The sequence below is a fragment of the Enterobacter sp. 2VL genome (assembly GCF_005503595.1).
In the GTDB taxonomy this organism is placed as follows: domain Bacteria; phylum Pseudomonadota; class Gammaproteobacteria; order Enterobacterales; family Enterobacteriaceae; genus Enterobacter; species Enterobacter cancerogenus.
The window spans coordinates 12,193-38,403 of the sequence record NZ_SCNE01000002.1 but is presented as its reverse complement, the minus strand read 5'-3'; the positions used below and the strand labels follow the sequence as shown (position 1 = coordinate 38,403).

The following is a 26,211-nucleotide window of genomic DNA, read 5'->3' as shown; positions in this document are numbered from 1 at the left end:
ACTGTAGTGGTCAAAGCCGCTGTTTTTCAGCAATGTGGCTCTGACAGGCGGTGATAAAACCCTCAAACAACATACGCGACAGGGCGTATTCGCTACTGTTCCATTCGGGATGCCATTGTACGCCAAGCGCGAAAGGATGGTCATTTACGCTGACCGCTTCCACCAGCCCGTCTGTGGAACGTGCTTCCACACGCAGCCGTGGCCCTAACGTTTTTGCTCCTTGTCCGTGCAGCGAGTTTACCCAAAACGTGTTGCAGCCCGGTATCAACTGAGAAAGTAATCCTCCTTCCTGAACCTGTACTTCATGAGAGGGCGCGTACTGCATCTCAACCGGCAGTTCAGGATCTTCGCGATGTTCAAGCAGCGCTGGCTCATCGAAAAGACGACGATACAGAGTCCCTTCGGTGGCGACAACCAGTTCCTGTAAACCACGGCAGATGGCGAAAATGGGGATGCGCCTTTCGAGCGCGGCGCGGATCAGCGCCATGCTCAGAAGATCACGCCCGGGATCGGCGTCAGGCTCATCGCCGTTTTCACCATAAAGGTGCGGCTGCACGTTGCTGGGGCTGCCCGGCAGGTAAATGCCGTCAAGCTTTGAGAGTAAAACAGAAAGCAGCTCTGGCTCGGCCAGCGCGTGGGGCAGGGCAATCGGTAATCCGCCTGCGTGAATAATGGCATTCAGGTACTTTTCTTGCAGGGTCTGGGTCTCATGACCCTTAAGCCTGTTTCGACACATCACCACGCCAATAACTGGCTTGTACATTATATTTTCCATGATCGCCCTCACAAAGTGGACTAAATTTAGGCCGGTTTCGCATATTAAACGGCCATTTCGTTCAATATTTTCTCAATCTAGCAGTGGGATCTGCCATTTGCAAACTTAATTTAACATTTGACAAACAATTTGTTTGCATACAGATTCGATAGTATGGACATTATATTTGACAGTCGAAGTCCGCGAACGCAAACCTAAAACGGTGGTAAATCATGGAAACCAATATCGTAGAAGTTGAGAACTTTGTGCAGCAGTCGGAAGAGAGGCGGGGCAGCGCATTTAGCCAGGAGGTGAAGCGCTATCTGGAAAACTATCCGAATACCCAGTTTATCGACGTACTGCTTACCGATTTGAACGGGTGTTTCCGCGGCAAGCGCATTCCGGTTGCTGGCCTGAGCAAGCTGGAAAAAGGCTGCTACTTCCCGGCGTCGGTCTTTGCCATGGACATTCTCGGTAACGTGGTGGAAGAAGCTGGATTAGGGCAGGAGCTGGGTGAGCCGGATTGCACCTGCGTCCCGGTGCCGGGCACCTTAACCCCGTCAGCCGCCGACCCTGAATATATTGGTCAGGTTCAGCTGACGATGATTGATGAAGATGGCGCTCCCTTTGACGTTGAGCCACGGAACGTTCTCAACCGACTCTGGCAGCAGCTGCGCCAGCGCGGTCTGTTCCCGGTGGTAGCGGTAGAGCTGGAGTTCTATTTACTCGATCGCAAACGCGACGCCGAAGGGTATCTCCAGCCACCGTGCGCGCCGGGTACCGACGTGCGTAATACCCAGAGCCAGGTCTATTCCGTCGACAACCTTAACCACTTTGCCGACGTGCTGAACGACATTGACGAGCTGGCGCAGCTCCAGCTGATCCCCGCCGATGGCGCGGTGGCGGAAGCGTCGCCGGGGCAGTTTGAAATTAACCTTCACCATACCGAAAACGTACTAGATGCCTGCGATGATGCGCTGGCCTTAAAACGTCTCGTGCGTCTGATGGCGGAAAAACATAAGATGCACGCCACGTTTATGGCGAAGCCGTACGAAGAGCATGCGGGAAGCGGGATGCACATCCACATCAGCATGCAAAACAGTAAAGGTGAGAACGTGCTGGCTGATAAAGACGGGGAAGATTCCGCGCTGCTGAAGCGGGTGCTGGCGGGGATGATCGACCTGATGCCCGCATCGATGGCGCTGCTGGCACCCAACGTCAATTCGTATCGTCGTTTCCAGCCGGGGATGTATGTGCCAACCCAGGCGTCCTGGGGGCATAACAACCGCACGGTTGCCCTGCGCATTCCGTGTGGCGATCGCCATAACCATCGCGTCGAGTATCGCGTGGCGGGAGCGGACGCTAACCCGTATCTGGTGATGGCCGCTATTTTCGCCGGGATCCTGCACGGGCTGGACAATGATTTACCGCTGCAGGAAGAAGTGGAAGGTAACGGGCTTGAGCAGGACGGGCTGCCGTTCCCTATTCGCCAGAGCGACGCGCTGTGGACGTTTATGCAAAACGACGATCTGCGCGAACGTCTGGGCGAGCGTTTCTGCCATGTTTATCACGCCTGCAAAAATGATGAACTGCTGCAGTTTGAGCGTCTTATCACAGAAACCGAAATTGAGTGGATGTTGAAAAACGCCTGATATCGTGCCCCGCGAGGGGCCAGTTGAGACAGTCTAATAAGTAGCATCATACGGTCTGCGCGGAGCCTGGCCGAAAAATCTGCTGGTGATCCAGCCATTTCCCGGGTGTCGCGTTAAGGAGCGCAGGCGGCAACGGGGCTTCAGTTAACGACACTGTGTGTGACGAGGAAATGAAATGATGCAGATGTTCAAATATCCGCAAGGTGAGGGAGGCCACGCTCTCCTTCGCCCTGAATGCCAGACCGCGCTGTCCTGCTGCGACGTTCTCTCTCCCTTTTTATTATTTTCTCCCTTGCCAGGCAGGTGTGTCATAAGGCTAACGTCCCGACACGTCACTGTCAGCATGGGAGGTCAGGTCTATGGCGACTAATACCTCTCTGAACGCCCCGTCTGCCATTGAAAAACCCCGCCTGCGCAAGTCGCTAAAGCTCTGGCAGGTGGTGATGATGGGGCTGGCTTACCTGACGCCCATGACGGTTTTCGACACCTTCGGGATTGTCTCCGGCATCAGTAACGGCCACGTGCCGGCCTCTTATCTGCTGGCCCTGGCGGGCGTGCTGTTCACCGCCATCAGCTACGGCAAGCTGGTGCGCCAGTTCCCGGAAGCGGGATCGGCGTACACTTACGCACAAAAATCAATTGGCCCGCACGTAGGCTTTATGGTCGGCTGGTCGTCGCTGCTCGACTACCTGTTCCTGCCGATGATCAACGTCCTGCTGGCGAAAATTTATCTCTCCGCCATGTTCCCGGAGGTGCCGCAGTGGATCTGGGTGGTTGGCTTTGTCACCATCCTGACGCTGGCAAACCTGAAAAGCGTGAGCCTCGTTGCCAACTTCAACACCCTGTTCGTCCTGGTGCAGGTGTCGATTATGGTGGTTTTCGTGGTGCTGGTGGTGCACGGGCTGCACAACGGCGAGGGGGTGGGGACCGTCTGGTCGCTCCAGCCGTTTATCAGCCAGAACGCCCATCTGATACCGATCATCACCGGGGCGACCATCGTCTGCTTCTCGTTCCTCGGGTTTGATGCCGTTACGACGCTCTCCGAAGAGACGCCGAACGCCGCGCGGGTCATTCCGAAAGCGATCTTCCTGACCGCGCTGTACGGCGGGCTGATCTTCATCATCGCCTCGTTCTTTATGCAGCTCTTCTTCCCGGACATTAGCCGCTTTAAAGATCCCGACGCAGCGCTGCCGGAAATTGCGCTGTACGTGGGCGGCAAACTGTTCCAGTCGATTTTCCTCTGTACCACGTTTGTTAATACGCTGGCGTCGGGGCTGGCGTCGCATGCCAGCGTTTCTCGTCTGCTGTATGTCATGGGGCGCGACAACGTCTTCCCGGAGCGCGTGTTTGGCTACATCCACCCGAAGTGGCGCACGCCTGCTTTGAACGTGGTGATGGTTGGCGTCGTTGCGCTTTCCGCGCTGTTCTTTGATCTCGTCACCGCCACGGCGCTGATCAACTTTGGCGCGCTGGTGGCCTTTACCTTTGTCAATCTGTCGGTGTTTAACCACTTCTGGCGGCGCAAAGGCTACAACAAAACGTGGAAAGATCGTTTTCACTATCTGCTGCTGCCGCTGATCGGCGCAGCAACGGTCGGCGTGTTGTGGATCAACCTTGAAGCAACGTCCCTGACGCTGGGGCTGGTGTGGGCCGCAGTGGGTATTCTGTACCTGACCTACCTGACCCGACGCTTCCGTAAGCCACCCCCGCAGTATCAGGCCGCCAAGGTTGAGCAGGCCTGGGATTCCTGATGGCTCCCCATGGCGCGCGCCGTCGTTGAAAAAGGCGCGCGCCGTTCACCCATTACTCCAGGCCCAGCGTGTACTGCGCAATTTTGAAGTAGATAATCAGACCGGTTCCGTCGATAAGCGTGGCGATAAACGGCGCGGAAACCACCGCCGGATCGATACCGCAGCGCTTGAGCACCATCGGGATCACCGAGGAGACAATCGCGCTCCACAGGGTGATGCAGACAAGCGTCAGGCTGACGATGATCGTAATCTCGACCCCGATACCCATCATCCAGGCGCGGAAACAGCCCGCCATGCCCATGGTGATGGCAATCATCATTGAGGTGGTCATCTCTTTACGCAGCACGCGTCCGACATCCTTCAGCCCGACTTCCCCCAGCGCCATGGCGCGCACCAGCGTGGAGGTGATCTGCGTCCCGCTGTTCCCGCCGGTGCCGATCAGCAGCGGAATAAAGAACGCCAGCGCGATGGCGGACTCCAGCGCTTCTTCGAAATGCTGGAGCACCGTGCTGGTGTAAGCCTCCGCCACGAACAGCAGCAGCAGCCAGACCGCGCGCTTCTTCCACAGACTGAACGCGCTGGTCTCAAGATAGGGCTTTTCCAGCGGCAGGGTGGCGCCCTGAAGCTGGGCATCCTCGGTGACATCGTCTTCCAGCAGATGGGCTATTTCGCGCTCGGTCAGGCAGCCCACCAGTTTGCCATGGGTGACCACGGGCACGACATCTGCGCTACCGTGGGCCAACAGCCCGGCGATATCAGCGCGCTCATCTTCCGGTTTAACCTGCACAAACTGTGAAATCATCAGCCCTTTTACCGGCTGCTCCGTATCGGCGGCCTGTAATAATTTACGCACGGCAACCATGCCCGCCAGGCGGCCACTGTCTTCGATAAAAATATGCGACGGAATATCATCGTCTTTTAATTTTTCGAAAAAATGCGCGCGTGCCAGCGCCACGCTTAATGAAATATCGAGAACAATAAAGTCGGTATTCATATATTGCGCAACGGCGCTGTCATTGAATGCCAGAGAGTGATTGTGAATAGCGTAAGACATAGTGAATTCCCTTTGAATAATAAAATCTCTCAGGGGCGAGCAAGACAGGGCATGTCGAAGAAGAGATCCCCACGTCCTGGGTTCAGCACTGTACACCGTATCCCGCAAGGGAAGTTATACTGACAAAGCCTTGATTCGACAGTGCCTGTTTTACCCTGTGCCGGTTCTCTCGAACCCACCAGAGCGATAACGTGTATTTGTACAGGAGCCTCGCCATAACGAGATCGTTGTAAATCGAGGGGAATAATACGCATTTTTTAACGGCGTGCTGTGGAATTTAAATGACGTTTATGAAGCGTTTAAAAGAATATATTTTTTAAGATGATTGATGTGCGGTTTAATAACGCCTCCGTAGAGGCGTTGATTGTTCACTTATTCGTTATCCAGTACGCGCTGGCGAATTTCCGCAGGATAACCCTGGTCAAAAGAGGCATGCAGATGGCGAGTGGTTTGCAGGGTATCAAAGACCACTTTCGGCCCTTTGCCCGCGACGTACTCCTCTTCGTCGTAGCACTGGGGCAGGCGAATCACCCGCCGATCGTGAAACACCGCGCGGCGGCCAACAGGATGCACGCGGGTCGACAGCACCCACACCACCTCGCGCAGATTGGTGGGGTCGAAATCGTCATCCACCACGTACACTTTCGGGATAAAGACCATCGCGTCGGTACTAAACAGCACCTCACCGATACGCTGTGACAGCGCATCGCTGGTCATGCCCGGCAGACGTTCCCGCCAGTTTTGCGGCATCACTACCAGCAGCCAGTGCACGGTTGAATCCTCCGGGATCCAGGCAGTTTTGACGGGCAGGTTCGCGTCGCGCAGATGGGTTAACGCATCGGCAGCCAGCCCCATGGCCCACAGGGTATGAGACTCATCGGTTGGCCGTCCGGTGATCGACATCGGCCAGATCGGGTCATCGCGGTGGGTAATGGTGTCGACGTGGAAGGTGGGCTGCGCCGAAGAGCCTTCTCCGAGATAACCGCCGTACTCCCCGTACGGGCCTTCCTGGCAGTCGCGCTCGATGGAGACGTGCCCTTCAATGACAATTTCCGCGGTAGCCGGCACGTCCAGATCGATACTCACGGCCCTGACCACCGGGACCGGCGCACCTGCCAGCGTGCCGATGTAGTCAGCCTCATCGGCGTGGGCCGGAATGGGGATCCCGGAGACGCAGGAGATGGCAGGGGCGGGACCCTGAACCAGCGCATAGGGCATAGGCTGCCCCCGTTTGACCCATTCGGTCCAGATTTGCCCGATATGCTGGCTTGGCACGATCAGCCCTACCATGCGCTTACCGTCAACCTTCATCACCCGGGCAATCGACCAGTTGACCCATTTGCCGTCTGGCGTTTTGACGATCAGCGTGCCCCAGGTGTTGGCATAGCGACCGCCGTCTTTATCATGCGCAAAGGGGATTGGGAAGCGGTCCAGCGTGGCCTCGTCACCGCGTAAAATATTCTGCTGGCAGGGGGCGTCGGCGGATCCCACGCGCACGGGCGGGATACCGGGCTGGCTGCGCGCTGCCGACAGGGCTTCGATAATCTCGGGTCCGCTGGCGTTGGGGGCCAGCCCTAACGACATGGCAACCCGGGCGTAGGGCATGTCGGCGCGGGAGGAGAGGCTCGCCGGGGCACCAAACAGGCGAAAGCCCGGGGCCACTCCCGCAACGTTGTGGAACAGCGGGGCAGGAGACTGAGTTTCGTAGCTGCGGCGGGTTATCGCGCTCGGTTCATAATCGCAATCAACTTCACGAGTAACGTGCGCAATGTCGCCCATCTCATCCAGCGCAGTGATAAAACTTCTTAAATCATCATAATATTTCATGCGGCACTCCTCAGGCCTGGCATGGAAACATCCTGTAGAATGCGATAAAGTCCGTTCAGGTTTATAGTTTAAGTTCAAACTGTTTGTGTTCGAACTATATGTTTGTCGTTATCAGGAGTCAAGAGAGCCGATGTCAGAAAAGCCCGATCTCATTCTTGCCGCGCCGCTATGGCCACACGGTGACAGTTCGTTAATGCATCTGATGCGTCGGGCAGGGCAGTACTCCTCGACGTGCTGGTCAAAGTGCGTTGATACCGGGCTCTCTGCGGTGCAATACGCCATACTGGTGGTGCTGGCCGAAGAAACCGTCTGCGACCAGCAAACGTTGGGCAACCGGGCGGGGTTTGATAAAGCCACCGGAACCTATGTCATCGATCGCATGACCAAAAGCGGACTGCTCAACGTGCAGACCGACCCTGCCAATCGTCGCCGCAAGCGGGTCACGATGACCGCCGACGGCGAAGCGATGCTCGCCCGGATGATTGAGCAGGCGAAAAATGCCGAAAAAACTATCGCAGCGGGGCTGGACGCGCAGGACATCGCCGATCTCAAGCGCTTGCTGAGCAAGCTGGGCGGATTGCAGGAGCCAACCTAATGTCCTTACTCCACGCCGGACCGAAGCCGGATTTGACCATCGGTTTTTTGCTGATGCCCCAGTTCACCCTGGCATCCGTTGCCGGGCTGGTGGAGTCTTTGCGCTTTGCGGCAGATGAATCCTTCTCCAGTCGCCAGATATTCTGCCGCTGGGAGTGGATGACCTGCGATAACCAGCCGGTCACGGCCAGCTGCGGGCTGCCGGTCTCCCCGACGGCGACGCTCGATTTCAGTAAAGCGTGGGACTACTTTGTGGTGGCGGGCGGGCTGCTTGAGGAGACGCGCAACCCGCCGCCCTGGCTCCTGCAGGCGCTGCGCGAGTTGCACGCGAGGAATATCCCGATAATCACCCTGTGCAGCGGGGCATTTGTGGCGGGTAACGCCGGGCTGCTGGACGGGCGTCACTGCGCGATCCACTTCACCACCCGCGACGAGTTCCGCATGCGTTTCCCCAGGGCGATTCCGGTCATCGACAAAACCTACATCAAGGACGGCGGCATTATCTCCTGTCCCGGCGGCACGGCGATCGATCTGGCGGCCGATCTTATCCGCCAGCACTGCGGGCTGGTTCGCTCCCAGAAGGTATTGAAATATCTGCTGGTGGACGACGCCAGTCAACCCGCCGGTAAGGCGAAGCAGAAAGCCCCGCTCAACGCCCCGGACGTGTATGAAAACGAACTGGTGAGCAAGGTGATCGGCTTTATGAAACATCATCTTGATTCACCGATCCCGCTGAGCGACGTAGCGACGTTTGCGGGCGTCACCTTCCGCCAGCTCAATTTGATTTTTACCAAGTGCACCGGCCATTCCGCAGCGGTTTACTGGCGCACCCTGCGCCTTGAGCAGGCCCGTAAGCTGATGGCAGACTCAAGCAACAGCATTACGGCCATCGCTGCCGCCACCGGCTTTTCGGACGCCTCGCATCTGATCGCGTGGTTTCGCAAGCAGTACGGCGAAACGCCCAGCTCGTTTCGCAAACGGCGTCGGGAAGTTGAGAAACTGGTGAGGGAATAACGCAGTTTGCGTGCCGGGCCAGCGCAGCGCTACCCGGCGTAAGACGTCAGAAACTCTGCCGTTTCGGCATGACTGCCTGCATGGAGACCTTGTCACGCGGGGGCGTCTCTTCAAGCGATGAGGCATCTTCCAGGCTACGGGCAGTGGTCTCAGGTGCAAGGAACCATGACACCACCAGGCCAAAGAAGGTGATGGCCGCCGCAATATACATCGTCGGGCCTATGCCCAGGCTTTGCAGTGATACCGGCACCAGCCAGGTCCCCACGGCCGCGCCAATACGCGACAGCGAAGTGCCAACGCCGACTGCGCCCGCGCGGATTTCGGTGGGGAAAATCTCGTTCGGGTAGACCAGCTGCAGCACCTGTGCGCCGCCAATGAACAGGGCGTACAGGCCAAACATCAGCAGGATCACCGCAGAGGGGCCGTCGCGCAACAACCCTAGCAGCAGCAGCGCCAGACCCGACCACAGGAAACTGTGCAGCAGCAGCCTACGGCGGCCAAGGATGTTTACCAGGCGGGTAGCGATAACGCAGCCGACCACAAACAGCAGGGTAATGGCAACCGAGCCGTAGGATGCCCAGCCGCCGGTCAGGTGCAGCGCGTCCAGCACTTTTGGGGCAAAGGCGTACACGGCGAAAACAGGGATGACGGAGCAGGTCCAGAAGACGGTGACAAACGCCATCCGTTTGCCATAGCCGGAATGCAGCAGGCTGGCAAAGGAGAGGTTTTTGCTCTCGGCCTGCACGGGCAGGTTATCCAGACCAAAACCGGGACCATAGACGCGGCGAATAATCGCTTCGGCCTCTGCATGACGCCCTTTGCTCATCAGCCAGCGCGGCGATTCCGGGGTACCCAAACGGACCAGGAACAGCAGCACGCCAATAACGGCGGTGCTGGCAAGCGCCAGACGCCAGGCGTCAGGCCCGCCAAATCTGAGGATGGCTTCGCCCGTCAGATAGGCGGTTGCCGCCCCCGCGAACCACAGAATAGTCAGGGTGGCGAGAGAAGGCCCTCGATTTTTCTTTGGCAGAAACTCCACCAGGAAGGCGGTTGCTACCGGGTACTCAATCCCCACGGCCACGCCATTCATAAAGCGAAGGGCAAACAGCATCTCGCCGCTCTGCACCCAGTATTGCGCCACGGAGCAGACCACGAACAGCGTCGGGCCAACGAAATAGAGCACGCGGCGGCCGAGTCGGTCGGTCAACGCGCCGCCGATAAACCCCCCGAAGAAAATACCGATCAGCGCCGAGGCGGCAATCAGCCCCTCCCAGAAGGCGCTCAGGCCCAGTGCGGGCGAGACTTTCATCATCGCGATGCCGATGATGCTTAGCACGTAGCCATCGACAAAGGATCCGCCGCCCGATCGCACGGTCAGCAGTCGGTGGAAACGATTAAGGGGAACATCTTCTACAGAAATGGTCTTTGACATGGTAACTCCTGTCTTTCCCCGACGTCGTTGAATTAACGGCTGTAACAGTCCTTAAAAGCGATGGAGGCTTATTACAGGCGCACGCAGACGGTGCCGTTAATCAAACGATTACGGTATAAATGTCGGTCAGGTAAAATAAGTAAAGCGTGATGAATAAACGGGTTTTTCTGTTATTGAGAGTTTTTCATTATCAATACTCCTCCGGTGCAGGATGGTCGGATAAGATGTTTTTTTATTATTAAGGTCTTACTTACTTTCATTGATGACGGGTAATTTCTTTGCGGCCACGCTGCGGGTAGACCACCAGCACATCAGCGACCCCAGGCTCACCATCGCGGTTCCTTGCCAGAAGGAGAGCGTCAGATGTGAGTTCAACATAAACGCGGCGAGCACCGCCGAGATAATCGGAATAAAATACGAAGCGGCAGCCAGTACCGTCACGTTGCCGTGAAGAATACCGACGTTCCAGGCGGCGTAACCAAAGCCCATGGCGATGGCGGCCAGCAGCAGGCTAATACAGGCGTGCCACGAAAGCACAAATTCCGGCTGCGGCGACGTCAGGTATTTCACCCATAATGTCAGGGCGGTTAACATAAAGAACAGGGTGATCCCGTTACTGCCTTTGGCAATTATTTTGGTAACCACACAATATATTGCCCAAATAATGGCACCGCTAAAGGCCAGTCCATAGCTGAGCGGGTTTTCCATGACGTTGCGCGTCATTTCGCTGAACGAAAATCCCTGTTCCCCGCCTAATACCCGGCATATTCCTGCGACCGCTAAAATCACCCCCGGAATAATCAGCGGGCGGGTTTTTTGCCGGTTGACGATCACCGCCAGCAGGATGGTCATGCTCGGCCAGAGATAATTCACCATCCCGACTTCAATGGCCTGCCGACCCGAGTGGGTAAAGCCCAGCGACAGTGACAGACAGAGTTCGTAACACACGAACAGGATGCTGCCGAGGATCAGATAGCCCGGCGGAAACTGCCGCAGCTTCGGAAAGCCAACGGTGAACAGCAGCAGCACTGCGCTACAGCTGTAAATCAGTGCCGCGCCTCCCACCGGCCCGAAGCCTTCGCTCACGCTTTTAATCAACCCAACGATCGCGCTCCACAGCAGGATGGCGAGTAATCCGATGAGCGTGGCTTTCTTCTGGGGCATACCCTGTACCTCTGTTTACATTTGGATCACAACCAGGGCGGCTGGCTGTTAAATTCTGGTTAAATCTTGCCTTAAAACTATGCCGCCGTCGGAGCGCTGTAAATACGTCCAGGACGCCAAAAATTCTGGAATGTGATCGTTATCTGAAATCATGTAGAAAATTACTACGACGAAAAATAACTTTTAATGCATTGATATTTAGTATTTTTATTTTTTCTGTGCGTAGAAATATACAACAGAAGCGTATTTATTTTGTATTTTTTATGTATACACGAAATATTCATTTATTGACCTCCTTCACGCCGATGTGCAAATTTTTAACAAACGCAGCCTGGCGGGTTGCCGTATCGACCTGCGGGTCGCGCATTTCTCTGGAGGTTAACGTGTTAACATTTGAAGGTATTTACACCCCGGCAATTACCCCTTATGCGGCCGATGGCAGCATTGATTTTGCGCGCTTCGCCGAGGTGCTGGAGTCGCTGATTGAGGCTCGCGTTCACGGCATCATCATCGGCGGCTCAACAGGTGAGTACTATGCCCAGAGCGCGCAGGAGCGTAAGGCGCTGGCCGAACATGCGCGTCAGGTGATTGGCACTCGACTCCCGCTGATTGTCGGCACGGGGGCAACCCGCACCGAAGACGCGGTGGACTATGCGAAGCACGCCCGCGAAATCAAGGCCGATGCGATTCTGGTGACCTCGCCGCCGTACGCGCTGCCGACCGAGCTGGAAAACGCCCATCATGCGCTGACGGTCGATAAAGCCGCCCAGCTGCCGATCATGCTCTATAACTATCCCGGCCGGATGGGGATCACCATGGGTGAAACCTACTTCCGTGAGGTGAGCCGCTCGTCCAACGTGGTCGCCATCAAAGAAAGCTCGGGCGATTTTAACAACCTGCACCTGCTGGCCTGCACATTCCCTGATATTGCGCTCTCCTGTGGCTGGGACGATCAGGCGCTGGAATTCTTCGCCTGGGGCGCACGCAGCTGGGTGTGCGCCGGGTCTAACTTCATTCCGCGTGAACACGTGGCGCTGTATGAGGCCTGCGTGGTGGAGAAAGACTTCGACAAAGGTCGTCGGATCATGGCGGCCATGATGCCGCTGATGCATTTCCTGGACGGCGGCAAGTTTGTACAGTCCATCCGTTACGGCTGCGAACTGAACGGCCTGACATCCGGTCAGGTGCGCGCGCCGTTACAGGATCTGAATGAAGCAGAAAAAGCGCAATTGAAAGCGGTGATTACTGAAGTTAAACGCAACGTGGCGGCGGTAACGTCGGCGTAAGGAGAAAAGATGAACAAGCTTCAGACGCTCGGGGACGTGATGCGCCTTACGGACCATCTTCAGATCCCGGATAACGCATTTATCAATGGCCGTTTCACCGCGGCCCATTCCGGCCAAACCCTGACAACCTATAATCCGGCGACCGGTGAACCCCTGGCCGATATCGCCGCCTGCGATGAAAACGACGTGAACGCGGCAGTCAGCGCGGCGCGTGGTGCATTTGAGTCAGGCAGTTGGCGCAAGCAGACGCCGGGTGAACGTAAGGCGGTCTTGCTCAGGCTGGCGGCGCTGATGGAGCAGGAGTGTGAGTCGCTGGCGGCGCTGGAAAGCCTTGACAGCGGCAAGCCGTTCAGCGAGTGCCTGGCGGTGGACGTGCCGGAAACTATTCATGTTCTGAAGTGGCACGCGGAAGCCATCGACAAGCTGTATGACCACACCGCGCCAACGGGCAACGCGCTGGCGCTGGTGGTGCGTGAGCCGATTGGCGTGGTGGGCTGCGTCCTGCCGTGGAACTTCCCGCTGCTGATGCTCGCCTGGAAGATCGGTCCGGCGCTGGCGGCAGGCTGCTCCGTCGTGGTTAAACCGGCAGAGCAAACCTCGCTGACGTCGCTGCGCGTGGCGGAACTGGCGTATGAGGCGGGCGTTCCGGCGGGCGTGCTGAATATCGTCACCGGAACCGGCAAGGCGGTTGGTGAGCCGATTGGGCTGCATCCCGACATCGACATGGTCAGCTTTACCGGATCGACCGCAACCGGGCGTCGTTTCCTGCATTACGCCGCCGAATCTAACCTGAAAAAGGTTGTACTGGAGTGCGGCGGCAAAAATCCGGCGCTGGTGTTTAACGATGCCGATGATGTCGCGGCGGTTGCCGGGCATGTGCTTAACGGTGCGTTCTGGAACATGGGCGAGAACTGTTCTGCCACGTCGCGCCTGCTGGTGCAGGAAGGGATAAAAGAGGCGCTGCTGGCAGAGGTGGCGAAGCAGATCGGCACCTGGACGATGGGCAATCCGCTCGATCCGAACAACCGTCTGGGAACGATGGTCTCGCCGGAACACTTCAGTAAGGTAAGCCGCTATCTTGATATTGCGCGTCAGGAAGGGCTGCGCGTGCTGCACGGCGGCAGTACGGAGAAGGGCGCTTATGTGCAGCCGACGGTGATCGACGGCGTTACGCCGGAAAGCGCGCTGTTCCGCGAGGAGATATTCGGCCCGGTGCTGTGCGTCACGACGTTTAAAACCGAAGCCGAAGCCGTTGCGCTGGCGAACGACACCCCTTACGGGCTGGCTGCATCGGTTTATACCGGCAGACTCAATCGCGCCGTTCGCGTCTCCCGCGCTATTCGCGCCGGGACGGTGACCGTGAACTGCTTCGGGGAAGGCGACGCCACGACGCCATTTGGCGGCTATAAGCAGTCCGGTTTTGGCGGGCGCGATAAGTCAGCCTTCGCGCTCGATCAGTACACCGAACTGAAAACCATCTGGATTGACGTTTCTGACGAGGATGACTGAGGAAATTTGCCGTCGCGCGCCTTTATCTGTAGGTTAATCAGCATTACAGGCAGTTTCAGGAGGCGATAATGAGAACGGGCAAAGCTACGCTTTATGAGGATCTCAAGCGGCTTATCTTGACGATGGAACTGGATCCCGATGCGCTGCTGGATGAAGCCAGCCTGACGGCGCAATACGGCCTGTCACGCACCCCGGTGCGCGAAGTGTTTCAGCGCCTTGCGGGGGAAGGGTATCTCGAGATTGTCGAAAAGCGGGGCGTAAGGGTGATCCCCATGAGCCACGCTACGCTGCGCAACTTCTTCCTCGTGGCCCCGATGATCTATGCCGCAGTGGGGCGCCTGGCGGTTCAGCATTACAAGCCCGTGCAGTTAAAGGCGCTGAAAGAGGCGCAAAAGCGCTTTCGCAAAGCGGTTCAAAACCAGGATGCCGACGCGCTGGCGCTGGAGAACAACCGCTTTCACGAGATCATGGGCGAGATGGCGGCGAACCCCTATCTGCAGCCGAGCCTGGGCCGTTTGTTGATAGACCACTGCCGTATCGGCCACACCTTTTTCCGTCCGCAAAATGAGGACATGGAGCGGCGGTTACTGTTGGCCGCCGATCATCACGATGCGTTTATCGCCGCGCTGGAAGCACGCGATGAACAGACGGTAGTCGATCTGGTATTTGAACACTGGGAGCTGTCCCGGGAAAACATGGAGATCTTCATCGCGCCGCAGGGGTTAAAGGCCGATGAGCGCGTGTAGATATTTGATTAATCTCACCTGACGTTCCGCCCGCGGCCTCCGCTGGCGGGCGTTTTTCACGACATTTTTTTCCTTTATTCGCCGTTCATCGGGGGCTTTTCTACGCCCAAAATTAACCTAAATTTAACTATTTTTATACTTGTTGTATACATGAGATATACATCACGTATTCATTATTCCAGTCTGGCTACCATGTTTTTCAGCAACGCTTAGTGGTCGTAAGCGAAAAGAAAAAATGACAGCGTACCGGAGTAAATCACGTGCAAAAGATCACCTCACTGCCTGCCGATGACGCCCTGCCAGGGTGGTATCACACCAGTCCATCGCGCATCCCTCGTCCTGCCCATGTAGGGCAAAAACATGCCCGCTGGGCGATCGTTGGAGCCGGGTTAACCGGGCTTGCCGCCGCCCGACAGATGGCGCTGAATTTCCCCGAGGATGAAATTGTCCTGATTGAGGCGCAGGAGGTGGGCTTTGGCCCGTCCGGTCGCAACGCGGGCTTTGCCATCGACGTCCCGCACGACATTGGGGCGAAGGACTACATCGGCGATGTCAAAACGGCAAACCTGATTCTCCGGCTCAACACGCTGGGGCAAAACTATCTGCGTGAGGTTGTTCGGGAGCACGGTATTGCGTGCCAGATGTCCGAATCCGGGAAATACCAGGCGGCGGTTGGCGAGCAGGGGATAGCGATTCTGGAAGCTTATCGCAGGGGGCTGGAGAAGATTGGCCGGGAAACGCAGATGATTGCGGGTCACGATCTTCCCGACCACATCGGCACGTCGTATTACAAACAGGCGCTTTATATTCCGGGCACCATCCTTTTGCAACCCTCGGCGCTGGTAAAGGGGCTGGCAAACAGCCTGCCCGCGAACGTCACGCTCTATGAGTACACGCCCATTACGTCGATTAATTACGGCGACAAAGTGACACTGGTGCATGATAAAGGCAGCATCACGGCAGATACGCTGATTCTGGCGAACAATGCCTTTGCGTCGCACTTTGGCTTTCTGCGCGGACGCCTGCTGCCGACCTTCCTGTACGGTAGCCTGACGCGGCCCCTGACCGCTGATGAGCAATCTCAGCTCGGCGGCAAGCCGGTCTGGGGGGTGATCCCGGCGCATCCCTTTGGCAGTACCGTGCGCCGGACGGTGGACAACCGCATCCTGGTGCGTAACAGCTTCAGCTTCCATCCGGATGGTCGCCCGCGCGAGCAGCACCTGAAACGGTTTATCGCCAACCACCGTAAATCCTTCGAACGCCGCTTCCCGACCCTGAAACAGGTGGATTTCGAATACTCCTGGAGCGGTGCAATTTGCCTGTCGGAGAATCACGAGGGCTTTTTCGGCCAGCTTGCGCCAAACGTGTACGGCGCGCTGTGCTGTAACGGCCTCGGGATCACCCGCGGTACGGCTACCGGCAAGCTGCTGGCGGATATGATTGCCGGCGAGCGCAATGAGCTGATTGATTTTCTTGCCGCCTCGCCGGGGCCGAATAAGACGCCGCCGGAGCCGTTCCTCTCTGTAGGCGTTAACTCGGTGCTCAGGTGGGGGCAGTACCGGGCAGGGCTCGAGGTCTAAGCGGTTTAGACGCCATTCAGGCACGTTCGTTTCTAATAGCAGGACTGACGAAACAACGATCCGGAGTGAAGCATGGCGTGGCTGGACAATCTGCTGAACCATTTTGCGCACTACCCGGCGCATCTGTTCGCGCTGCTCTTTGCACTGGCCTTGGCTAAATCGACGGTGATCGTCTCCTCCGTGCTTCCGCCCGCCTCGGTAATGCTGATCGCTGGGATTGCTGCGGGCCTGTCCAGCCTGCATCCGGGGCTGGCGTGGCTCGCAGTCGCGCTGGGTGCCGCCCTGGGATCGGTGCTCAATTACCACCTCGGCCAGCGGATGGGGAGCACGCGCACCATTACGCGGCTCACCGCAAAACATGCCGATACGTTTTTGCGTGTGCAGCACCGACTGCAGAAAAACGACGTCCTGGTGCTGTTCACCGCGCGCTTTCTGGCGGTACTGCGCTATATCGTCCCGCTGACCGCCGGTATGCTAAGGCTGAACGCCGGCAAAGTATATCTCGTGAGCCTGATTTCAGCCTGCGTCTGGGCAGCGTTATACGTTGCTGCGGCCATGGGGATCGCGATTTTCTAATCTTATGAGCGGTTTGAGAAATGCTTCCCGGAAAATTGTCATCAATCTGTCACACTTAACGCGACATCAAAACCGAGTGAGGAATAAGGGATGAGAAAAGCACTACTCGCTGTTGCAGTGGCAGGTTGCGTATCAGTCACCTTTGGCGCTCAGGCGCAGGACACGCCCGAAGGATACCAGCTGGAACAGGTCTTAATCATGAGCCGCCACAACCTGCGCGCGCCGCTCGCCAATAACGGCAGCGTTCTGGAGCAGTCCACGGCGAAGCAGTGGACTGAGTGGGATGTGCCGGGCGGCCAGCTGACCACCAAGGGCGGCGTGCTTGAAGTCTACATGGGCCACTATATGCGCGAATGGCTGGCAGCGCAGAAGATGGTGACCTCAGGTGAATGCCCGCCAGCCGACACCGTGTATGCCTACGCCAACAGCCTGCAGCGCACCGTGGCAACCGCGCAGTTCTTTATTACCGGGGCGTTCCCGGGCTGCGACGTGCCGGTGCATCATCAGGAAAAAATGGGCACCATGGACCCGACCTTCAACCCCATCATTACCGACAGCTCGCCGGAATTCCGCGAGAAAGCGCTCAGTGCGATGGCATCAGAACGACAGAAAATGCAGCTGGACGAGAGCTACAGGCTGCTGGAGCAGATGACCAACTTTGCTGATTCGCCGTCCTGCAAGGAGAAGAAGATCTGTTCCCTGACGGATGCAAAAGATACCTTCAGCGCGGATGTCGACAAAGAGCCGGGCGTCTCCGGGCCGCTGAAAACAGGGAATTCGCTGGTGGATGCCTTCACTCTGCAGTATTACGAAGGGTTCCCGATGGACCAGGTCGCGTGGGGCGAAATCAAAACCGACCAGCAGTGGCGCATACTGTCGAAGCTGAAAAACGGCTATCAGGACGCGCTGTTTACCTCTACAGCGGTGGCACAAAACGTCGCGAAACCGCTGGTGAAGTATATCGACAAGGCGCTGGTCACCGACCGGACCACCTCGCCAAAAATAACGCTGCTGGTGGGTCACGACTCCAACATCGCCTCGCTGCTGACGGCGCTGGATTTCCAGCCGTATCAGCTTCATGACCAGCAGGAGCGCACGCCGATTGGCGGGAAAATCGTCTTCCAGCGCTGGCACGATAAGAACGCCAACCGCGAGCTGATGAAGATTGAGTATGTCTACCAAAGTACGGAGCAGTTGCGTAACGCCAGCGTGCTGTCACTGGCATCCCCGGCGCAGCGCGTGACCCTGGCGCTGAAAGGGTGCCCTATTGATGCAGACGGATTCTGTCCGATTGATAAGTTTGATGCGGTAATGAACAGCGCGGCAAAATAGCGGAAAATCCCCCGCCGCGGCGGGGGACATAGTCAGACGTTTTTACGTTCGATGGTTTGCTCACCCCAGAACAGGGAGTCTTTGTCCGTTTTCCCGAAGGCCAGTTCCAGAACCTCATCGCTGCCTTCTTCCCATATCTGCTCTGCCAGCTTCTCGTCATATTTTGCGACTTCAAAGATAGCTTCGGCGATCTCCGGCGAGGTGTTGCGTAAACTGGCCCATTCACCTACGCGGTGGGCTTTCGATTCTTGAGTTGGCATGCTTGTCCTCCTGTTGGGTTAGCCGAAAAGTTTTTTGGCCAGACCCGCGACGTGTTCACCCTGATAGCGGGCGATGGAAAGCTCTTCATTACTTGGCTGGCGAGAGCCGTCGCCACCGGCAATGGTGGTTGCGCCGTAAGGTGTGCCGCCCCGAACCTCAGACACATCAAACAGCTCTTGCGCGCCGTAGCCAATCGGCACAATCACCATCCCATGATGAGCAAGGGTAGTCCAGGTTGAGGTAATCGTCTGCTCCTGGCCGCCGCCGGTCCCGGTTGAGCTGAATACGCTCGCCAGCTTGCCGTACAGCGCGCCAGACGCCCACAGTCCTCCGGTTTGGTCGAGGAAGGTGCGCATCTGGCCTGACATATTGCCGAAGCGGGTTGGGGTGCCGATGATAATGGCATCGTAGTCGGCCAGCTCCTGCGGCGTGGCCTGCGGGGCGTTTTGTGTTTTTCCCCCGGCTTTGGCGAACGCCTCGGCGTTCATGGTTTCCGGTACGCGCTTCACCACAACATCCACGCCGTCTACTCTGTTTGCGCCTTCTGCAACCGCGTGAGCCATGGTTTCAATGTGTCCATACATGGAATAATAGAGCACCAGAACTTTTGCCATTTTGCATCACTCCTCGTTTGTTGTTCTGACAGCGAATCGCTGCGTTACTTTAAAGATATGTCGTGATGGGCAGACTGCAACTTTTCAGGCCATTTCTTTGATTTATAACAATATGTTAACGTTTCGTCTCTGTAGCAAAATGAAACAACTTTCGGCCGTCAAATTTTTGGAATGATAAGAGAGGCTTATGGATGGCCGTCGCGTTATCTCATACAAAAGGCTCAGATCATGTTGCAGGATATTACCTCTGGCTTGCCGGATAGCCTCACTCCGCTAAGCTTAGTTTCACGCGACGCAGATAAAGGTACTGCGCTGACGTCGCCAGGTGAAAGAATACTCTTTTACTGAATGCAATATGATGTCTAATGTTTCACACTCTGGAGGTTAGAGATGGCAAACCATCGTGGTGGTTCAGGTAATTTCGCAGAAGACCGTGACAGAGCATCAGAAGCAGGTCGTAAAGGTGGCCAGTCAAGCGGGGGTAATTTCAAAAATGACCCTCAGCGTGCATCAGAAGCTGGCAAAAAAGGGGGGAAAAACAGCCACGGCAGCAGCAAGTAGTACGCCGGGTTGACTCCCTGCCGCCGGGTCTCCCGGCGGTTTTTTATGCCCGTAACATTGAACTGGAACGCAAGGCATCGCACACTAGGGCATTGATTCTTTTCGCCGGTGCCGCATGTCAGTTTCACGCTTTACACTCTCCGTTAAACCCCAGGAAGCCATTCTCATTTTGATCACCATGTTCTGGGGCGGAACCTTCCTCGCCGTCCAGTACGCGGTCACCCTGAGCGATCCCTTCTTTTTTGTGGGTCTGCGCTTTGCCACCGCGGCGATTGCCGTGGCGTTAATCTCACTGAAAACTCTGCGCGGGCTGACGCTCAAAGAACTGAAGGCCGGTGTGGCAATTGGTATTGCCATCGCCATGGGCTACAGCCTGCAAACCTGGGGGTTGCAGAGCATCTCCAGCAGTAAATCTGCATTTATTACCGCCATGTACGTGCCGCTGGTGCCGCTGTTGCAGTGGCTCTGTCTGGGGCGGATGCCGGGGCTGATGTCCTGCATCGGGATTGTGCTGGCCTTTATTGGCCTGATTTTGCTGGCCGGACCGGAAAATAACCTGCTGGCGCTGGGGCCGGGCGAGCTGATCACCCTCACGGGTGCCATTGCCATTGCGGCAGAAATTATTTTGATTAGCGCCTGGGCGGGAAGCGTGGACGTTAAGCGGGTGACGGTGGTGCAGCTTGCTACCGCCTCGCTGGTGGCGTTTGCCGCCATGGTTCCGGCGGGGGAGTCGGTTCCGCCAATGTCCACCGGGCTGGTTGTGGTTGCCCTGGGGCTGGGCATTTTCAGCGCCATTATTCAGGTCACCATGAACTGGGCGCAGCGCAGCGTATCACCCACGCGCGCGACGGTTATCTATACCGGTGAGCCGGTCTGGGCGGGTATTTTCGGGCGCATCGCTGGCGAGCGCCTGCCGCTGCTCGCGCTGCTGGGGGCGGCGTTCATCATCGCGGGCGTGCTGGTAAGCGAGCTAAAGCTCAGGCGCAAGAAAAAGACGCGGGTCTGTGACGAGCCGGGAGAGCAGGTATGAGCCCGCGCGCAGCGCCAAAAACCGGCAAGCGTTCCCTGGCCGTCAGCGCCAAAAAGCAGGCCATTCTCAGCGCGGCGCTTGAGACCTTCTCGCAGTTTGGCATTCACGGCACGCGTCTTGAGCAGGTGGCTGAACAGGCCGGGGTGTCGAAAACCAATCTGCTGTACTACTACCCGTCAAAAGAGGCGCTCTATGTGGCGGTGATGAAGCAGATCCTGGATATCTGGCTCGCGCCGCTGAAAGCGTTTCGCGAAGAGCTGGCACCGCTGGTCGCCATCGGGGAGTACATCCGCCTGAAGCTCGAAGTTTCCCGCGACCATCCGCAGGCGTCCAGGCTGTTCTGTCTGGAGATGCTGCAGGGCGCGCCGCTGCTGCAGGCTGAGCTGACGGGCGATTTAAAGCAGCTGGTTGACGACAAGTCGGCAATCATTGCCGGATGGGTAGCCGCCGGGAAGCTGGCTCCGGTCGACCCGCAGCATCTGATCTTTATGATTTGGGCCTCAACGCAGCATTACGCTGACTTTGCGGCCCAGGTGGAAGCGGTGACCGGAAAAACGCTGCGGGATGAGGCGTTTTTCCAGAGCACCCTTGAAAACGTCCAGCGGATGATAATCGAAGGGATCCGCGTGCGTTAGTGCGCCGGGGGAAGGGGGCAGCTCAAATCGCCCTCTTCACACTGCATTAAGGACGCAAGATAGGCCTCGCGCTCGGTGGTTTTTTCCGCCAGACACTGATTGGCGATCATCGGCTGGACGCTGCCCCCCGCGCTGCCGGAGGCGGCAAACGCGCAGTCTGCATCCCTTAAGACAATCCATGCCTGCTGCGCTTTTTTCAGCAGCGGCTGCTGTGCGGCGTCGGCGCGCTTCATCACCGTCTGATACGTTTGGTTCAGCTTTTTATCTGCTGCCTGATACTGCTGAGCGGTACAGCTGTTCATGTCCGCCTGGGTGTTGGCGCTGGCGCAAACATCGGCCAGCGCGCTGGTGCTAAACAGCAGTGCGGCGCCCGCAATAAGTAATGGTTTCATCTTCTCTCCCTACAAAAAAGCCGGATGCGCTGCGCTTATCCGGCCTACGGTAACGTATGTAGCCCCGGTAAGCGTAGCGCCACCGGGGGATTTTACACAATTAGCCGATAGTCATCAGGCTGGCGTTGCCCCCTGCGGCGGCGGTATTCACGCTGAGCGAGCGTTCAACGTACAGACGCTCCAGCAGCAGATTTGTTTCACCGCGGGCAAAGCCCTGCACCGACACGATGGCCCCGCTGCGGGCCGCCACCTGCTCGCACAGCTCGCGCAGCTGATCCGAGTCGCCGTGGTAGATCACTGCGTCAAACGGCTGGGTGAGAAGCGCATCCGGTTTCGCAAAGTGAATGCGGGCGGCCACCTCTTTCGGCAGCTGCTTCGCGAGATCGCGGTGCAGCGCGTCTTCCGGCCACAGCACCTCACAACCCGTGGCGGCAGCGGCGGCCAGCTGAACCAGCGCGTCCTGCTCGTTATCGGCCATGCACAGTACGCGCTCGCGCGGCATCAGCGTCCAGGTGTTGCGCTCGCCGGTCGGCCCCGGCAGCAGACGCTGGGTACCGGCCTGCGCCAGCTCGCCGTACTGCTGCGCCAGGGTGTGCAGCTCCGGACGCTTGTCGGCCCACTTGATGAGCGCGTCCAGCGGCTGCGTGAGTACGGCCTTGAGCTGCGCATCTACCGGGTAGGCGGCATCCTGGCGCGCCAGGGTAACGCTTAGCGCATTTTCCGGACGGTTTGCCAGCAGACGGTACAGGTACATCGGTCCACCCGCTTTCGGACCGGTGCCGGACAGGCCTTCGCCGCCGAACGGCTGCACGCCCACCACGGCACCCACCATGTTGCGGTTGACGTACAGGTTGCCGACTTTCGCGCTGCCGGTAACCTGAGCGATGGTTTCATCGATGCGGGTATGCACGCCAAGCGTCAGGCCATAGCCGGAGGCGTTAATCTGCCCGATAAGCTCGTTCAGGTTGTTTCGGTTGTAACGCACCACGTGCAGCACTGGCCCGAAGACCTCTTTTTTCAGCTCGTCGAAGCTTGCCAGCTCAATCAGCGTTGGCGGGACAAAGGTGCCGGTCTGCCATTCGCGGGCGTCTTCGCTGTTCTCACGCACCGCCTGGAACACCGGGCGGCCTTTGGCACGCATCGTCTGAATGTGGTTCTCGATATTCTCTTTCGCCTCGGCGTCAATCACCGGCCCAATGTCGGTGGTGAGGCGTCCCGGGTTGCCCATGCGGCATTCGGCCATCGCGCCGCGCAGCATTTTCAGCGTATGGTCGGCAATGTCATCCTGCAGGCACAGCACGCGCAGGGCCGAGCAGCGCTGACCTGCGCTGTCAAACGCCGAGGCCAGCACGTCAACAACCACCTGCTCGGTGAGCGCGGAGGAGTCGACGATCATGGCGTTCATCCCGCCGGTTTCAGCCACCAGCGGCGTTGGACGTCCTTGCGCATCCAGACGCGTGGCGATGTTGCGTTGCAGCAGCGTCGCCACCTCGGTGGAGCCGGTAAACATCACGCCGCGTACGCGGTTGTCTGAGGTCAGTTTTGCCCCAACCGTTTCACCGCGGCCCGGCACCAGCTGGACCACGCCCGCAGGCACGCCCGCTTCGCGCAGGATAGCGATACCCTGGGCGGCAATCAGCGGCGTTTGCTCGGCCGGTTTCGCCAGCACGCTGTTGCCTGCGGCGAGAGCGGCTGCAATCTGGCCGGTAAAGATCGCCAGTGGGAAGTTCCACGGGCTGATACAGACAATCGGGCCAAGCGGACGGTGCGTTTCATTATCGAAATCATCGCGTACCTGCCCGGCATAGTAATGCAGGAAGTCAACCGCCTCGCGCACTTCGGCGATGGCGTTGCTGAAGGTTTTACCCGCTTCACGCACCAGAATGCCGATGAGCTGCTGCATCTGATCTTCCATCAGCACCGCCGCGCGTTCCAGAATGGCGGCACGCTCCTGCGGCGGCGTCGCGAACCAGATTGGCGCGTTGTTCACCGCGCTCTCCAGCGCCTGCTCCACTTCCGCTTCCGTGGCTTCACGCGCGTAGCCGACGATATCTTTTGGCTCCGCCGGGTTGATCACCGGCTGCATTTCACCGTCGTCGACGGCGTGCTCAAGAATCGGTTTTGCCTGCCATTTCTGCAACGCGCTGTTGAGCAGGGCAGAGGAGAGGGATGCCAGACGGTGTTCGTTGGCCAGATCCAGGCCCGCGGAGTTAACACGGCCTGCGCCGTACAGTTCGCGCGGGAGGGCAATTTTCGGATGCGGCAGACCAACCTGACCTTCCTGCGCCGCCATTTTTTCAACGGCCAGCACCGGATCGGCCACCAGTTCATCCAGCGGCAGCGTAGTGTCGGCGATGCGGTTGACGAAGGAGGTGTTCGCGCCGTTTTCCAGCAGACGACGCACCAGGTAGGCCAGCAGGGTTTCATGCGTCCCGACCGGGGCATAAATACGGCACGGGCGGTTCAGCTTGCCGTCGGCCACTTTGCCGGTCACCTGCTCGTACAGCGGTTCGCCCATGCCGTGCAGGCACTGGAACTCGTACTGTCCCGGATAGTAGTTCTGCCCGGCCAGGCTGTAGATTGCCGCCAGCGTGTGGGCGTTGTGGGTGGCGAACTGCGGGTAGATCAGGTTCGGCACGCCGAGCAGTTTTTTCGCACAGGCGAGGTAAGAGACGTCGGTGTAAACCTTGCGGGTGTAGACCGGATAGCCTTCCAGGCCTTCCATCTGCGCGCGTTTGATTTCGCTGTCCCAGTAGGCGCCTTTCACCAGACGGATCATCAGGCGGCGACGGCTGCGGGAGGCGAGATCAATCAGATAGTCAATGACGAACGGGCAGCGTTTCTGGTAGGCCTGGATCACAAAGCCAATCCCGTTCCAGCCCGCCAGCTCCGGTTCAAAGCACAGTTTTTCCAGCAGATCGAGGGAGATCTCCAGACGGTCGGCCTCTTCGGCGTCGATGTTAATCCCGATGTCGTACTGGCGCGCCAGCAGGGTCAGGGATTTCAGGCGTGGATACAGCTCTTCCATCACCCGGTCGTACTGCGCGCGGCTGTAGCGCGGATGCAGGGCAGAAAGCTTGATGGAGATGCCCGGCCCTTCATAAATGCCGCGCCCGTTGGAGGCTTTACCGATGGCGTGGATCGCCTGCTGGTAAGAGACCATGTACGCCTGCGCGTCGGCGGCGGTCAGCGCCGCTTCGCCCAGCATGTCATACGAGTAGCGGAAGCCTTTGTCCTCGAGCTTGCGGGCATTTGCCAGCGCTTCGGCAATGGTTTCCCCGGTGACGAACTGCTCGCCCATCAGGCGCATCGCCATGTCCACGCCTTTACGGATCAGCGGCTCGCCGCTCTTGCCAATGATGCGGTTCAGCGAGCGGGAAAGATTCGCTTCGTTATGGGTTGACACCAGTCTGCCGGTAAACAGCAGCCCCCAGGTGGCGGCGTTAACGAACAGCGACGGGCTGCGGCCAATGTGTGACTGCCAGTTGCCGTTGCTGATTTTGTCGCGGATCAGCGCATCGCGGGTGGCTTTGTCCGGAATACGCAGCAGCGCTTCCGCCAGGCACATCAGCGCCACGCCTTCCTGAGAGGAGAGGGAAAATTCCTGCAACAGGCCTTGCACCATCCCGGCGCGGCCGGTGGCATTTTTTTGGTTACGCAGCTTGTCGGCCAACTGGTACGCCAGGCTGTGCGCCTGAGCGGCAATGTCCTGCGGCAGGCGGGCCTGCTCCAGCAGCATCGGCACGGCGTCGGTTTCGGCCCGACGGTAAGCGCCGGTAATGGCTGCGCGGCTGACGGACTGCGGCAGGATCTGCTCGGCGAACTCCAGGAACGGCTGATGGGTCTCTTCGACAACAGCGGCGGTTTCTTCGCTTTCGTTCGCTGCGCCGGCGAGCAGGGCAGGCAGCTCGGGCAGCCCTTCGTCGCTCTCCAGCCTTTCGAGATAATTATAAATCGCCTGCTTGATTAGCCAGTGCGGCGTGCGGTCAATGCGGGTCGCCGCGGTTTTAATCCGTTCGCGGGTAGCGTCATCCAGCTTAACCCCCATGGTGGTCATCCCCATGCCAAAACTCCTGTTGTTCTGTAAGCGTGTTCAATCGTTAGCGTGAAATATCCACCATGTTGCAACTTTGTGCAACCGTGTTAAATGTGACCTGTGCTGCAAGCTGGCAAATGGCTTAATTGTTAATGGCTGGTTAGCTAAAAAATGACGAAGGCGAGGTCGTCTGTAGCGCGGTTTTATGCGGAACTTAACAGTTTTGAAAGGTGCAACCCGTAAAAGCGTGAGCGAGTGCAACCTATAGGAAAGACGTATCAAACCTGGGATGTATTTGATGTAAATGCCGTGTTAAATCGTTTGTGTGCGAGCACTGCTTCCGGCAGGATACGCGCGGCCAACAGAAATACAGACACTCATTACCCCGTTCCGGTAATGACATAACAAGGC

22 protein-coding genes and 1 riboswitch are annotated in these 26,211 nt (G+C 57.9%); of the genes, 13 read left to right on the top strand and 9 right to left on the bottom strand.

The window, feature by feature from the left end:
- Nucleotides 1-10: 10 nt before the first annotated feature.
- The gene (gene puuD, locus FFS28_RS04655) at nt 11-763 is read right to left on the bottom strand and encodes a gamma-glutamyl-gamma-aminobutyrate hydrolase (protein ID WP_161975893.1); all 753 of its coding nucleotides are present in this window, start codon (nt 761-763) and stop codon (nt 11-13) included.
- 224 nt (nt 764-987) lie between these two features.
- On the opposite strand from puuD, the gene FFS28_RS04650 reads away from it, so the two are divergent.
- Both FFS28_RS04650 and FFS28_RS04645 read left to right on the top strand, forming a co-directional pair.
- A complete protein-coding gene (locus tag FFS28_RS04650; protein WP_137848922.1) occupies nt 988-2,406 on the top strand; it encodes a glutamine synthetase family protein in 1,419 nt (472 codons plus the stop codon).
- A gap of 359 nt (nt 2,407-2,765) precedes the next feature.
- The gene (locus tag FFS28_RS04645) at nt 2,766-4,157 is read left to right on the top strand and encodes an APC family permease (RefSeq protein ID WP_137848921.1); all 1,392 of its coding nucleotides are present in this window, start codon (nt 2,766-2,768) and stop codon (nt 4,155-4,157) included.
- Nucleotides 4,158-4,209: 52 nt separating this feature from the next.
- On the opposite strand, the gene FFS28_RS04640 is transcribed toward FFS28_RS04645, so the two are convergent.
- Nucleotides 4,210-5,211 carry a magnesium transporter gene (locus FFS28_RS04640; RefSeq protein WP_088207538.1) on the bottom strand — a complete coding sequence of 334 codons (1,002 nt, stop codon included), beginning with the start codon at nt 5,209-5,211 and terminating at the stop codon, nt 4,210-4,212.
- A gap of 60 nt (nt 5,212-5,271) precedes the next feature.
- Nucleotides 5,272-5,441, bottom strand: a riboswitch (M-box (ykoK) riboswitch).
- Between the two features lie 142 nt (nt 5,442-5,583).
- A complete protein-coding gene (locus FFS28_RS04635) occupies nt 5,584-7,038 on the bottom strand; it encodes a UbiD family decarboxylase (RefSeq protein ID WP_006174583.1) in 1,455 nt (484 codons plus the stop codon).
- Nucleotides 7,039-7,168: 130 nt separating this feature from the next.
- On the opposite strand from FFS28_RS04635, the gene FFS28_RS04630 reads away from it, so the two are divergent.
- Both FFS28_RS04630 and FFS28_RS04625 read left to right on the top strand, forming a co-directional pair.
- Nucleotides 7,169-7,633, top strand: coding sequence for a MarR family winged helix-turn-helix transcriptional regulator (locus tag FFS28_RS04630; RefSeq protein ID WP_058609191.1), 465 nt, complete (start codon nt 7,169-7,171; stop codon nt 7,631-7,633).
- A complete protein-coding gene (locus FFS28_RS04625) occupies nt 7,633-8,646 on the top strand; it encodes a GlxA family transcriptional regulator (protein WP_058609190.1) in 1,014 nt (337 codons plus the stop codon). The genes FFS28_RS04630 and FFS28_RS04625 overlap by 1 nt, the downstream gene beginning before the upstream one ends.
- Nucleotides 8,647-8,692: 46 nt before the next feature.
- Here FFS28_RS04625 and FFS28_RS04620 read toward each other — a convergent pair whose 3' ends face one another.
- Both FFS28_RS04620 and yddG read right to left on the bottom strand, forming a co-directional pair.
- Nucleotides 8,693-10,078: an MFS transporter gene (locus FFS28_RS04620; protein ID WP_137848920.1), complete on the bottom strand. Its 1,386-nt coding sequence runs from the start codon at nt 10,076-10,078 to the stop codon at nt 8,693-8,695.
- A 246-nt stretch (nt 10,079-10,324) separates the two neighbouring features.
- Nucleotides 10,325-11,242 (bottom strand): aromatic amino acid DMT transporter YddG, encoded by a 918-nt coding sequence (gene yddG, locus FFS28_RS04615; protein ID WP_006174587.1) that lies wholly within the window; start codon nt 11,240-11,242, stop codon nt 10,325-10,327.
- A gap of 383 nt (nt 11,243-11,625) precedes the next feature.
- Here yddG and FFS28_RS04610 point away from each other — a divergent pair, with 383 nt between their 5' ends.
- From FFS28_RS04610 to agp, 6 genes are all read left to right on the top strand, one after another.
- The gene (locus tag FFS28_RS04610) at nt 11,626-12,528 is read left to right on the top strand and encodes a dihydrodipicolinate synthase family protein (RefSeq protein ID WP_102891124.1); all 903 of its coding nucleotides are present in this window, start codon (nt 11,626-11,628) and stop codon (nt 12,526-12,528) included.
- 9 nt (nt 12,529-12,537) lie between these two features.
- Nucleotides 12,538-14,037, top strand: coding sequence for an aldehyde dehydrogenase (locus tag FFS28_RS04605; RefSeq protein WP_137848919.1), 1,500 nt, complete (start codon nt 12,538-12,540; stop codon nt 14,035-14,037).
- 68 nt (nt 14,038-14,105) lie between these two features.
- The gene (locus FFS28_RS04600; protein WP_137848918.1) at nt 14,106-14,783 is read left to right on the top strand and encodes a GntR family transcriptional regulator; all 678 of its coding nucleotides are present in this window, start codon (nt 14,106-14,108) and stop codon (nt 14,781-14,783) included.
- Between the two features lie 260 nt (nt 14,784-15,043).
- The gene (locus tag FFS28_RS04595; RefSeq protein WP_137848917.1) at nt 15,044-16,363 is read left to right on the top strand and encodes an NAD(P)/FAD-dependent oxidoreductase; all 1,320 of its coding nucleotides are present in this window, start codon (nt 15,044-15,046) and stop codon (nt 16,361-16,363) included.
- A gap of 72 nt (nt 16,364-16,435) precedes the next feature.
- Nucleotides 16,436-16,939, top strand: a complete 504-nt coding sequence (locus FFS28_RS04590) for a DedA family protein (RefSeq protein WP_137848916.1) — start codon at nt 16,436-16,438, stop codon at nt 16,937-16,939.
- 90 nt (nt 16,940-17,029) lie between these two features.
- Nucleotides 17,030-18,271: a bifunctional glucose-1-phosphatase/inositol phosphatase gene (agp, locus tag FFS28_RS04585; RefSeq protein WP_137848915.1), complete on the top strand. Its 1,242-nt coding sequence runs from the start codon at nt 17,030-17,032 to the stop codon at nt 18,269-18,271.
- A gap of 32 nt (nt 18,272-18,303) precedes the next feature.
- On the opposite strand, the gene FFS28_RS04580 is transcribed toward agp, so the two are convergent.
- The gene (locus FFS28_RS04580) at nt 18,304-18,531 is read right to left on the bottom strand and encodes a YccJ family protein (RefSeq protein ID WP_006174601.1); all 228 of its coding nucleotides are present in this window, start codon (nt 18,529-18,531) and stop codon (nt 18,304-18,306) included.
- Between the two features lie 18 nt (nt 18,532-18,549).
- Nucleotides 18,550-19,146 carry an NAD(P)H:quinone oxidoreductase gene (gene wrbA, locus FFS28_RS04575; RefSeq protein ID WP_006174602.1) on the bottom strand — a complete coding sequence of 199 codons (597 nt, stop codon included), beginning with the start codon at nt 19,144-19,146 and terminating at the stop codon, nt 18,550-18,552.
- 390 nt (nt 19,147-19,536) lie between these two features.
- Here wrbA and FFS28_RS04570 point away from each other — a divergent pair, with 390 nt between their 5' ends.
- The 3 genes from FFS28_RS04570 (at nt 19,537) to rutR (ending at nt 21,372) form a co-directional block, all read left to right on the top strand.
- Nucleotides 19,537-19,707: a con-10 family general stress protein gene (locus tag FFS28_RS04570; protein ID WP_137848914.1), complete on the top strand. Its 171-nt coding sequence runs from the start codon at nt 19,537-19,539 to the stop codon at nt 19,705-19,707.
- 115 nt (nt 19,708-19,822) lie between these two features.
- Nucleotides 19,823-20,737 (top strand): DMT family transporter, encoded by a 915-nt coding sequence (locus FFS28_RS04565; protein WP_101737931.1) that lies wholly within the window; start codon nt 19,823-19,825, stop codon nt 20,735-20,737.
- On the top strand, nt 20,734-21,372 hold the full coding sequence (rutR, locus tag FFS28_RS04560) for an HTH-type transcriptional regulator RutR (protein ID WP_006174606.1): 639 nt from the start codon (nt 20,734-20,736) through the stop codon (nt 21,370-21,372). Before FFS28_RS04565 ends, rutR begins: the two co-directional genes overlap by 4 nt.
- Here the strand turns inward: rutR and FFS28_RS04555 are convergent.
- Together FFS28_RS04555 and putA are read right to left on the bottom strand one after the other, a co-directional pair.
- Nucleotides 21,369-21,764 (bottom strand): lysozyme inhibitor LprI family protein, encoded by a 396-nt coding sequence (locus FFS28_RS04555; RefSeq protein WP_006174607.1) that lies wholly within the window; start codon nt 21,762-21,764, stop codon nt 21,369-21,371. The genes rutR and FFS28_RS04555 overlap by 4 nt on opposite strands.
- A gap of 100 nt (nt 21,765-21,864) precedes the next feature.
- Nucleotides 21,865-25,827, bottom strand: a complete 3,963-nt coding sequence (gene putA / locus FFS28_RS04550; RefSeq protein WP_137848913.1) for a trifunctional transcriptional regulator/proline dehydrogenase/L-glutamate gamma-semialdehyde dehydrogenase — start codon at nt 25,825-25,827, stop codon at nt 21,865-21,867.
- Nucleotides 25,828-26,211 lie beyond the last annotated feature (384 nt).

Coding starts and splice junctions, on each gene's coding strand:
- puuD (WP_161975893.1), bottom strand. CDS start 763: ATGTACAAGCCAGTTATTGGCGTGGTGATGTGTCGAAACAGGCTTAAG.
- FFS28_RS04650 (WP_137848922.1), top strand. CDS start 988: ATGGAAACCAATATCGTAGAAGTTGAGAACTTTGTGCAGCAGTCGGAA.
- FFS28_RS04645 (WP_137848921.1), top strand. CDS start 2,766: ATGGCGACTAATACCTCTCTGAACGCCCCGTCTGCCATTGAAAAACCC.
- FFS28_RS04640 (WP_088207538.1), bottom strand. CDS start 5,211: ATGTCTTACGCTATTCACAATCACTCTCTGGCATTCAATGACAGCGCC.
- FFS28_RS04635 (WP_006174583.1), bottom strand. CDS start 7,038: ATGAAATATTATGATGATTTAAGAAGTTTTATCACTGCGCTGGATGAG.
- FFS28_RS04630 (WP_058609191.1), top strand. CDS start 7,169: ATGTCAGAAAAGCCCGATCTCATTCTTGCCGCGCCGCTATGGCCACAC.
- FFS28_RS04625 (WP_058609190.1), top strand. CDS start 7,633: ATGTCCTTACTCCACGCCGGACCGAAGCCGGATTTGACCATCGGTTTT.
- FFS28_RS04620 (WP_137848920.1), bottom strand. CDS start 10,078: ATGTCAAAGACCATTTCTGTAGAAGATGTTCCCCTTAATCGTTTCCAC.
- yddG (WP_006174587.1), bottom strand. CDS start 11,242: ATGCCCCAGAAGAAAGCCACGCTCATCGGATTACTCGCCATCCTGCTG.
- FFS28_RS04605 (WP_137848919.1), top strand. CDS start 12,538: ATGAACAAGCTTCAGACGCTCGGGGACGTGATGCGCCTTACGGACCAT.
- FFS28_RS04600 (WP_137848918.1), top strand. CDS start 14,106: ATGAGAACGGGCAAAGCTACGCTTTATGAGGATCTCAAGCGGCTTATC.
- FFS28_RS04590 (WP_137848916.1), top strand. CDS start 16,436: ATGGCGTGGCTGGACAATCTGCTGAACCATTTTGCGCACTACCCGGCG.
- agp (WP_137848915.1), top strand. CDS start 17,030: ATGAGAAAAGCACTACTCGCTGTTGCAGTGGCAGGTTGCGTATCAGTC.
- FFS28_RS04580 (WP_006174601.1), bottom strand. CDS start 18,531: ATGCCAACTCAAGAATCGAAAGCCCACCGCGTAGGTGAATGGGCCAGT.
- wrbA (WP_006174602.1), bottom strand. CDS start 19,146: ATGGCAAAAGTTCTGGTGCTCTATTATTCCATGTATGGACACATTGAA.
- FFS28_RS04570 (WP_137848914.1), top strand. CDS start 19,537: ATGGCAAACCATCGTGGTGGTTCAGGTAATTTCGCAGAAGACCGTGAC.
- FFS28_RS04565 (WP_101737931.1), top strand. CDS start 19,823: ATGTCAGTTTCACGCTTTACACTCTCCGTTAAACCCCAGGAAGCCATT.
- rutR (WP_006174606.1), top strand. CDS start 20,734: ATGAGCCCGCGCGCAGCGCCAAAAACCGGCAAGCGTTCCCTGGCCGTC.
- FFS28_RS04555 (WP_006174607.1), bottom strand. CDS start 21,764: ATGAAACCATTACTTATTGCGGGCGCCGCACTGCTGTTTAGCACCAGC.
- putA (WP_137848913.1), bottom strand. CDS start 25,827: ATGGGGATGACCACCATGGGGGTTAAGCTGGATGACGCTACCCGCGAA.